This is a genomic window from Streptomyces sp. NPDC005648 (assembly GCF_040605395.1).
In the GTDB taxonomy this organism is placed as follows: Bacteria; Actinomycetota; Actinomycetes; order Streptomycetales; family Streptomycetaceae; genus Streptomyces.
The window spans coordinates 83,221-90,731 of the sequence record NZ_JBEXCS010000032.1 but is presented as its reverse complement, the minus strand read 5'-3'; the positions used below and the strand labels follow the sequence as shown (position 1 = coordinate 90,731).

Below are 7,511 nucleotides of genomic sequence, written 5' to 3'. Positions count from 1 at the left end.
GATGCGGCGGACGGTCACGCCCGTCACCCGGCGCAAACTGCCACCGCCGAGCCTCGACACCCTCTCCCCGCCGGACGACGGCTCAGCCGGCCGCCGCGAGGACCAGCGGAAGGACCTGTTCGCAGCCTGACTGCCGCAGCAGGCGAGCGGCGACCGCGAGGGTCCAGCCGGAGTCGGTGTAGTCGTCCACGAGCAGAACGGGACCGGGAGAGTCCCGCAGCGCGCCTGCCAGCTCCTCGGAGACGGTGAGGGCGCCGGAGAGCGCCTTGAGGCGCTGGGCGGAGTTGCTGCGCCGGGCCGTGTGCACGGCGGCCGATCCGGTGTACGTGAGCGTGCCCAGGAAGGGGAGGCGGCCGACGGCCGCGATTCCCTGGGCGAGGGAGGCGACCAGCTGGGGGCGGGTAAGGGACGGCATCGCGACGACGCCCACCGGCCTGGCAGAGGCGTCCGGGACGTTCGGCGCCCACCCGCCGGGAGAACGCGCCCAGTCGGCGAGAACGGCCACCGCGGCCTTCAGGACGTCGTCGGGAACGGGACCGTCGGCCGCGTTCTCGGCGAGCAGCGGACGCAGCCGGTTGCCCCAGCCGATGTCGGACAGCCTGCCCAGGGCACGCCCGGTGGAGCACTGCCGGCCGGCCGGGATACGCCCCTTGAGATCGATGCCCAGTGCGGGCATCCCGGTCGGCCACATCCTGCGGGGCTCGATCTCGACCCCGGGGCGATCCAGTTCTTTCATCGCTCCGGTCAGCGCCTGCTCCGATACGGATGAATCGGCCCAGGGGCCCGCGCAGTTGTCGCAGCGGCCGCACGGGACGGCTCCCTCGTCGTCGAGTTGTCGGCGTAGGAACTCCATGCGGCACTGGTCCGTGTTCACGTAGTCCCGCATCGACTGCTGCTCTGCGGCTCGTTGCCGCGCCACCCAGGCGTATCGCTCGGTGTCGTACTTCCAGGGCTGCCCGGTGCTCTCCCAGCCGCCCTTGACCCGCTTGACGGCGCCATCCACGTCGAGAACCTTCAGCATCGTCTCCAGCCGGGTGCGCCGGAGATCGACGGCCGCCTCCAGGGCCGGCACGGACAGCGGCCGACCCGCACCGGCCAGCGCCGAGAGGGTCTGGCGGACCTGCTCCTCGGGAGGAAAGGCCGTATCGGCGAAGTAGCGCCAGATCGCCTCGTCCTCCTTGCCCGGCAGCAGGAGCACGTCGGCGTGCTCGACCCCGCGCCCCGCCCGGCCCACCTGCTGGTAGTACGCGATCGGCGAGGACGGTGAGCCGAGATGCACCACGAAACCGAGGTCGGGCTTGTCGAAACCCATGCCCAGCGCCGACGTCGCGACCAGCGCCTTGACCCGGTTGGCCAGCAGATCCTCCTCGGCCTGCAACCGGTCGGCGTTCTCCGTGCGCCCCGTGTAGGAGGCCACCCGGAAGTCGCGCTGGCGAAGATAGGCGGTGGCCTCCTCGGCAGCGGCCACCGTCAGCGTGTAGATGATGCCCGAACCCGGCAGCTCGTCCAGGTGCTCGGCCAGCCACGCCAGACGGTGCGCCGCGTCCGGCAGGCGGACCACGCCGAGCCTCAGGCTCTCCCTGTCCAGCGGGCCGCGCAGCACGAGTGCCTCGCCGGCGCCGGTGCCCAACTGCTCCGCCACATCGGCCGTCACGCGCGCGTTGGCGGTCGCCGTCGTCGCCAGCACCGGTACCCCGGGAGCCAGTTCGGCCAGCATGGCCCGCAGGCGACGGTAGTCGGGGCGGAAGTCATGGCCCCAGTCGGAGATGCAGTGCGCCTCGTCGACCACCAGGAGACCGGTCGTGGCCGCCAGTTTGGGGAGCACCTGGTCACGGAAGTCCACGGAGTTGAGGCGCTCAGGGCTCACGAGGAGAACGTCGGTCTCACCGCGCTCGATCTCCTCGTGGATGGTGTCCCACTCCTCCGGGTTGGCCGAGTTGATGGTGCGGGCCCGGATTCCGGCCCGCTCCGCCGCCTCGACCTGGTTGCGCATCAGCGCCAGCAGCGGTGAGACGATCACCGTGGGACCCGCTCCGCGCCGCCGCAGCAGTGCGGTGGCGACGAAGTACACCGCCGACTTGCCCCAGCCGGTGCGCTGCACCACCAGGGCGCGTCGGCGCTCCTCGACCAGCGCCGCCACCGCCTGCCACTGATCCTCCCGCAGCCGCGCCGACCCGCCGGGATCACCGACGAGCTCGGCAAGAACAGCGTCGGCCTCGGTGCGGAGCTCCAGATCGTCCATGTCTCCATGCAACCCCACGCCACTGACAATCGACCAATCGAAACGGCGTGACAGGGGATCTCCCAAGGCCGGCGCGCGAGAAGTGCCCCCTGCGGCCTGCGCCGCTCCCCTGGACCACCGGTGCCCGAACGGTGTACGAACGCGAGGTGAACGGTCACCCCATGCGTCGCGGCAGTAAGCCCGGGGTAGGGATATAAACCACGTACCGTCAGATTCCGGTCAGTGGCCCCAATTGCTCGTTGCCGCATCCAAGTTCGACAGCAAGAATTGAACTCCGCTCCCCGCACGGCTCGTCCGTGGTCCGGTAGGGCCCTGCTGCGGTGCGCGCTCCCGAATCCGACCTCGCCCTCAGTGTGGGCGCGTAGCCGAAGGGAGGACCGTGACCTTCGGATTCGCTCCGTCCTCCGCGGCATCCACGTCGACGTCAGCCGACCTGTCCGCCGCATCCGCCAACCCTCTCGCCCGCATGCTCGAACCAGCCGAGTGGGCCGCCGCGGGAATCCCTCTGCTGCGCAACCCCCGAGAGGTCGTCAGCGGACTGCACTCCCGTCACAGCCCCCGGCCGGCGACCGCGATCGTGGCCGTCCTCGATCCGGACGAACGTGTGCGCGCGAGCGCCTCGTTCACCCGCCGCCCGGCTCCGGCCGACGGCTGGATGTTCCGCAACACGCTCCTCGCCCAGCTGCGCCGGGTCATCCCGCACGATCTGCGCCGCCGCACACCGGTGCGCACGGCGGTGCTGATCTACTGCCGTGAGGGCGACGCACGCTGGACGGAGGAGGACGGCGCCTGGATGTGGGGCCTGCGTGACGCGTGCACCCTGCACGGACTGCGCTGCGGGGCGTACATCACGCTGACCCGGGACGGCTGGCAGGTGCTCGGTGAAGGCCGTGGCGGGCGCCGCCCGAACGCGGACTCGGCGCCGGAGCCCTTCGGGATGTCCGAGGCACCGCTCCCGCTGCCGCGCACCGGCGGTGCCGCCTCGGAGGTCCTGCGTCGCGCGGCGGCCCGCTGAGGACACCGGTCGGCCGTCCTCCGTGCGGCACGCTGTCCCGTCCACCTGGTCGGCGTGCGGCACGAGGACGCGGGCCTGCGGCGGTCAGCGCGCGCATGCCAAACGGCCACCCGTACTCGACCGCATGCCTCCGGGGTCCGTCGTCCGGACCCCGGTCGGATGCCACGAACGGGCGCGTCACCGGGCACCGCGCCCCGTTGGCCCCTGGTCTCGAGACAGACCACGGAACCAGGCCGACGGGTACGCGCAACGGGCGGCTCGTCCCGTCGCCGGCGCACGCCGAAGCGTCCACCGTGCCGGTGCCGCCGCAGCGGCACCCTCGTCGCTCCGACGTCTCCGGGATCTACCGGAAGCCACTCGCTCCGGTGTTCCCCGGGACGTACCGGAACCGGCTCAGACGCCCGCGCCGAGCACCGAGTTGATCTGCTGCGGGTCTCCGCAGACGATCAGCAGGGCGCCGGCCCGGCCATGGGCCAGCGGCAGCGCGGTGGCGGCGGCCGAGTCGGCACCGCCGTTGACCGCGACCACGACCACAGGGCGCACGGCGGCACGGGATGCGACGGCGGCGTCCGCGTAGAAGACGTCGTCGCCCGCGTCGTGCTGGGCCCAGTAGGAGGTTTCACCGAAGGACAGCTCGTGGGCGGCCCACGGGTGCTGTTCTCCGGTGGTGATGACCAGTACGTCGCCGGGGGCCCGACCGGAGTCCAGAAGCAGGTCCACGGCCTCCTCGGCGGCGTCGAGCGCGCCTTCCACCGAGGCCGGGATCAGCTGGATCTGCGGGGCCGCCGAATCCGCGACGGGGGCTGCGGGGGCAGCCGGACCGGAGGGTCCGGGCTGGGCCGCGACCACGTCACGCGACGTACGTTGCACCGGCGGAGTGGGCCGGAGCGGACCAGGACGACCGGGCCGCGGCGGGGCCGCGGGGCGAGGACCGGGAACGGGACGGGGGGTCGGCGCGGTACGGCCACTGGCCGGAGTGGCGCGGGGACCCTGGGCACTCTCGTGAATCTGAGGCTCCTCGGGAATGAGAGGCATGGGCTGATATTTATCAAACGTTGGTGCGGCTCGCGTCAGCGGGTGGCACATGAGTGCGAGCGGAATCGTCAGAAGTCGAAGCCGAGCTGACCCTCGATCTCCGGAACGCTTCCGTCCGCCCAACTGCGGGCCTTCTTGAGGTGCCGCCACTGGGGCAGCGCATCAAGATACGCCCACGACAACCGGTGGTACGGGGTGGGGCCCCGCTCCTCCAGTGCGGCCTTGTGCACGGGCGACGGATACCCGGCATTGTCCGCAAAACCGAAGTCTGCATGGTCGATACCCAGTTCGGCCATCATTTTGTCGCGCTGAACCTTGGCGATCACCGAAGCCGCCGCCACCGCCACGCAGGACTGGTCGCCCTTGATGACCGTACGGACCCTCCAGGGCGTCCCCAGATAGTTGTGCTTCCCGTCCAGGATCACCGCGTCGGGGCGGACCGGCAGACCCTCCAGGGCACGCACCGCCGCCAGTCGCAGCGCCGCCGTCATGCCCAGGGCGTCGATCTCCTCGTGAGACGCGTGCCCCAGGGCGTACGACGTCACCCACTCCCGCAGTTCCGCGGCGAGCACGGTACGCCGCTTGACGGTGAGCAGCTTGGAGTCGGTGAGGCCTTCGGGGGGTCGACGCAGTCCGGTGACCGCGGCACAGACGGTGACGGGGCCGGCCCACGCGCCGCGCCCCACCTCGTCGACACCGGCAATGATCTTCGCTCCGGTCGTTGCGCGAAGGGAGCGCTCGACGGTGTGAGTGGGTGGTTCGTACGGCATGGCGCCCTTAGCGTACGCCTCACCGATCACCCGGCGACACCCCGGCTCCCCGAGCCACGCCGAGACCGTCGGCGTCCCCGCTCAGCCAGCGCTCGGCCGCAGCAGCGGAACCATCAACTGGTCGATCATTTCCTCGAGATCGCTATCGTCCCATTCGCTGCCGCGCAGCTTGGAGCGGTACATCATCATGGCCGGGATGGCGTCGAAGACGTAGCTGTTGGCCGCGTCGGGCCGGACCTCGTTCCGCACTATTCCACGGATGACGACCTCGCGGAGCAGCTTGAGCGTGGGCTCGACGATTCCGTTGAAGATCACGTCATGGAAGCGTTCCGCCTGAATCGGATCGCATTCGTGAATCACGGAACGGACCGCGGAACCAGGGCGCGAGAACATCGCGTCCCGCGCCAGCCGGCAGAGCTGGAGCAGGTCCTCGCGGACGCTGCCCAGATCGGGCGCCTCCTCGATACGGGGCAGGCCGGCCCGCAGCGCCTCGGCGACGAGGTCCTCCTTGGACGGCCAGCGGCGGTACACCGCAGCCTTGCCCGTCTGGGCGCCTGCGGCGACACCCTCCATGGTGAGGCCGTTCCAGCCGACCGTGCTGAGCTGCTCCAGGGCGGCGTCGAGGATCGCGCGTTCGAGCACGGCGCCGCGCCGACGGAGGGAGGCCGCCTGAGCGGGAGCGGCCGTCCATCGCGAGGTAACCATCTGAGTGTCTCCAGCAGGCAAGGGGAGCGGGGATTTCGGGGATGCGGTGTGCCGCGCGGCGACAACGGGGGAACCGCGACACCACACCAATTTAAGTGAACGCTTGCGTTCACTATCGGGGACTCACTACGGTTGACGCGACAGTGAACGCGAGCGTTCACTAACGCTTTCGTGGGGGACCCATAGTGACAACCTCTCAGTTGATCAAGAATCAGAAGCCGGGTGCGGCTCGCCGGGAAGGGCGCCCCGGCATCGCGCTCGCGGTCATCGCGGCCTGCCAACTCATGGTGGTACTCGACGCGACGATTGTGAACATCGCGCTCCCGCACATTCAAGACGCGCTCAGGTTCAGCACCACCGACCTCACCTGGGTCGTCAGTGCCTACACTCTCACCTTCGGCGGTCTGCTGCTCCTCGGCGGCCGGGCCGGGGACATCCTCGGCCGCCGCCGGGTCTTCATGACCGGCATCCTGCTCTTCACCTTCGCCTCGCTGCTCGGCGGATTCGCCCAGGAACCCTGGCAGTTGCTGGCCGCACGCGTCCTGCAGGGCATGGGCGGCGCGATCGCGTCGCCCACCTCGCTGGCGCTGATCACCACGACGTTCCCCGAGGGCCCCGAACGCAACCGGGCGTTCGGCGTCTTCGCCGCCGTCTCCGCCGGCGGCGGAGCGATCGGACTGCTGTCGGGCGGCATGCTCACCGAGTGGCTCGACTGGCGCTGGGTGTTCTTCGTCAACGTGCCCATCGGCGTAGCGATCACTCTGCTCGCCCCGCTCTACATCAGCGAATCCGAACGGCACAGCGGTCGCTTCGACATCGCGGGCGCCGTGACCTCGACGACAGGCATGGCCGCGCTCGTCTACGGCTTCATCCGGGCGGCCGACGACGGCTGGCGGGACGCCCTGACCATCGGGTCCTTCGGTGCCGCCGTGGTCCTGCTGGCGGCCTTCGCGCTGATCGAGTCCCGGGCCAAGGAGCCGATCACCCCGCTGCGGATGTTCGCCGACCGCAATCGCTCGGGCACGTACGTGATCATGCTGAGCCTCGCCGCGGCGATGTTCGGGATGTTCTTCTACATCGTGCTCTTCGTGCAGAACGTGCTGGGGTACAGCCCGATCCAGGCCGGTCTCGCCTTCCTGCCGGTGACGGTCGTGATCGCGATCGGCGCGGGGCTCTCCCAGCGGTTCCTGCCCGTCTTCGGCCCCAAGCCGTTCATGCTCACCGGCTCCGCGCTCGCGGTGGTCGGCCTGGCCTGGCAGACCCTCATCAGCTCCGACAGCTCGTACGCGGGCGGGGTGCTGGGGCCGATGCTGGTCTTCGGCCTCGGCATGGGTCTGAACTTCGTGACCCTCACGGTGACCGCGGTGTCCGGGGTCGCCCAGCACGAGGCGGGCGCGGCCTCCGGTCTGCTCAACGCCACTCAGCAGGTGGGCGGTTCCCTCGGGCTGTCCATCCTGACGACGGTCTTCGGATCGGCCGGCAAGGACGAGGCGAAGAAACAGCTTCCGAAGTTTCTCGCCCATGGTTCGCCGGAGCAGAAGGCGGAGTTCGCCAAGACGCACCAGCTGCCCGGCACCTGGGGACACGAGGTGCTCACCCAGGGCATCTCGACGGGCTTCGTCGCCGCCGCGGCCATGGCCGTACTCGCCCTCGGCACGGCCTGGTTGGTGATCCGGGTCCGCAAGAGCGATCTGGAGGCACTCGCCGGTACGGCGGGCCCGGGGATCGGCTGACCCGACCCCGC

The 7,511-nt window shown here is 70.5% G+C and carries 6 protein-coding genes; 2 read left to right on the top strand and 4 right to left on the bottom strand.

Features of this window, described 5'->3' with window-relative positions; genetic code table 11:
* Positions 1 to 82 precede the first annotated feature (82 nt).
* Entirely contained in the window at positions 83 to 2,242 is a 2,160-nt protein-coding gene (locus ABZT17_RS20185; protein ID WP_356350701.1) for a RecQ family ATP-dependent DNA helicase, read from the bottom strand.
* A 379-nt stretch (positions 2,243 to 2,621) separates the two neighbouring features.
* On the opposite strand from ABZT17_RS20185, the gene ABZT17_RS20180 reads away from it, so the two are divergent.
* Complete coding sequence (locus ABZT17_RS20180) at positions 2,622 to 3,257, top strand: hypothetical protein (RefSeq protein WP_356350699.1); 636 nt, start codon at positions 2,622 to 2,624, stop codon at positions 3,255 to 3,257.
* 393 nt (positions 3,258 to 3,650) lie between these two features.
* On the opposite strand, the gene ABZT17_RS20175 is transcribed toward ABZT17_RS20180, so the two are convergent.
* The 3 genes from ABZT17_RS20175 to ABZT17_RS20165 form a co-directional block, all read right to left on the bottom strand.
* On the bottom strand, positions 3,651 to 4,292 hold the full coding sequence (locus ABZT17_RS20175) for a hypothetical protein (protein ID WP_356350697.1): 642 nt from the start codon (positions 4,290 to 4,292) through the stop codon (positions 3,651 to 3,653).
* A 68-nt stretch (positions 4,293 to 4,360) separates the two neighbouring features.
* Positions 4,361 to 5,062, bottom strand: a complete 702-nt coding sequence (locus ABZT17_RS20170; RefSeq protein ID WP_356350695.1) for a ribonuclease HII — start codon at positions 5,060 to 5,062, stop codon at positions 4,361 to 4,363.
* Between the two features lie 81 nt (positions 5,063 to 5,143).
* Positions 5,144 to 5,767: a TetR/AcrR family transcriptional regulator gene (locus ABZT17_RS20165; protein WP_356350693.1), complete on the bottom strand. Its 624-nt coding sequence runs from the start codon at positions 5,765 to 5,767 to the stop codon at positions 5,144 to 5,146.
* Between the two features lie 185 nt (positions 5,768 to 5,952).
* On the opposite strand from ABZT17_RS20165, the gene ABZT17_RS20160 reads away from it, so the two are divergent.
* Positions 5,953 to 7,500, top strand: a complete 1,548-nt coding sequence (locus tag ABZT17_RS20160; RefSeq protein WP_356350692.1) for an MFS transporter — start codon at positions 5,953 to 5,955, stop codon at positions 7,498 to 7,500.
* The last annotated feature ends 11 nt before the right edge of the window (positions 7,501 to 7,511 follow it).

Excerpts from the sequence above, each read along its gene's own strand:
- ABZT17_RS20175 (WP_356350697.1), bottom strand. The coding sequence starts at position 4,292 with ATGCCTCTCATTCCCGAGGAGCCTCAGATTCACGAGAGTGCCCAGGGT.
- ABZT17_RS20185 (WP_356350701.1), bottom strand. The coding sequence starts at position 2,242 with ATGGACGATCTGGAGCTCCGCACCGAGGCCGACGCTGTTCTTGCCGAG.
- ABZT17_RS20170 (WP_356350695.1), bottom strand. The coding sequence starts at position 5,062 with ATGCCGTACGAACCACCCACTCACACCGTCGAGCGCTCCCTTCGCGCA.
- ABZT17_RS20165 (WP_356350693.1), bottom strand. The coding sequence starts at position 5,767 with ATGGTTACCTCGCGATGGACGGCCGCTCCCGCTCAGGCGGCCTCCCTC.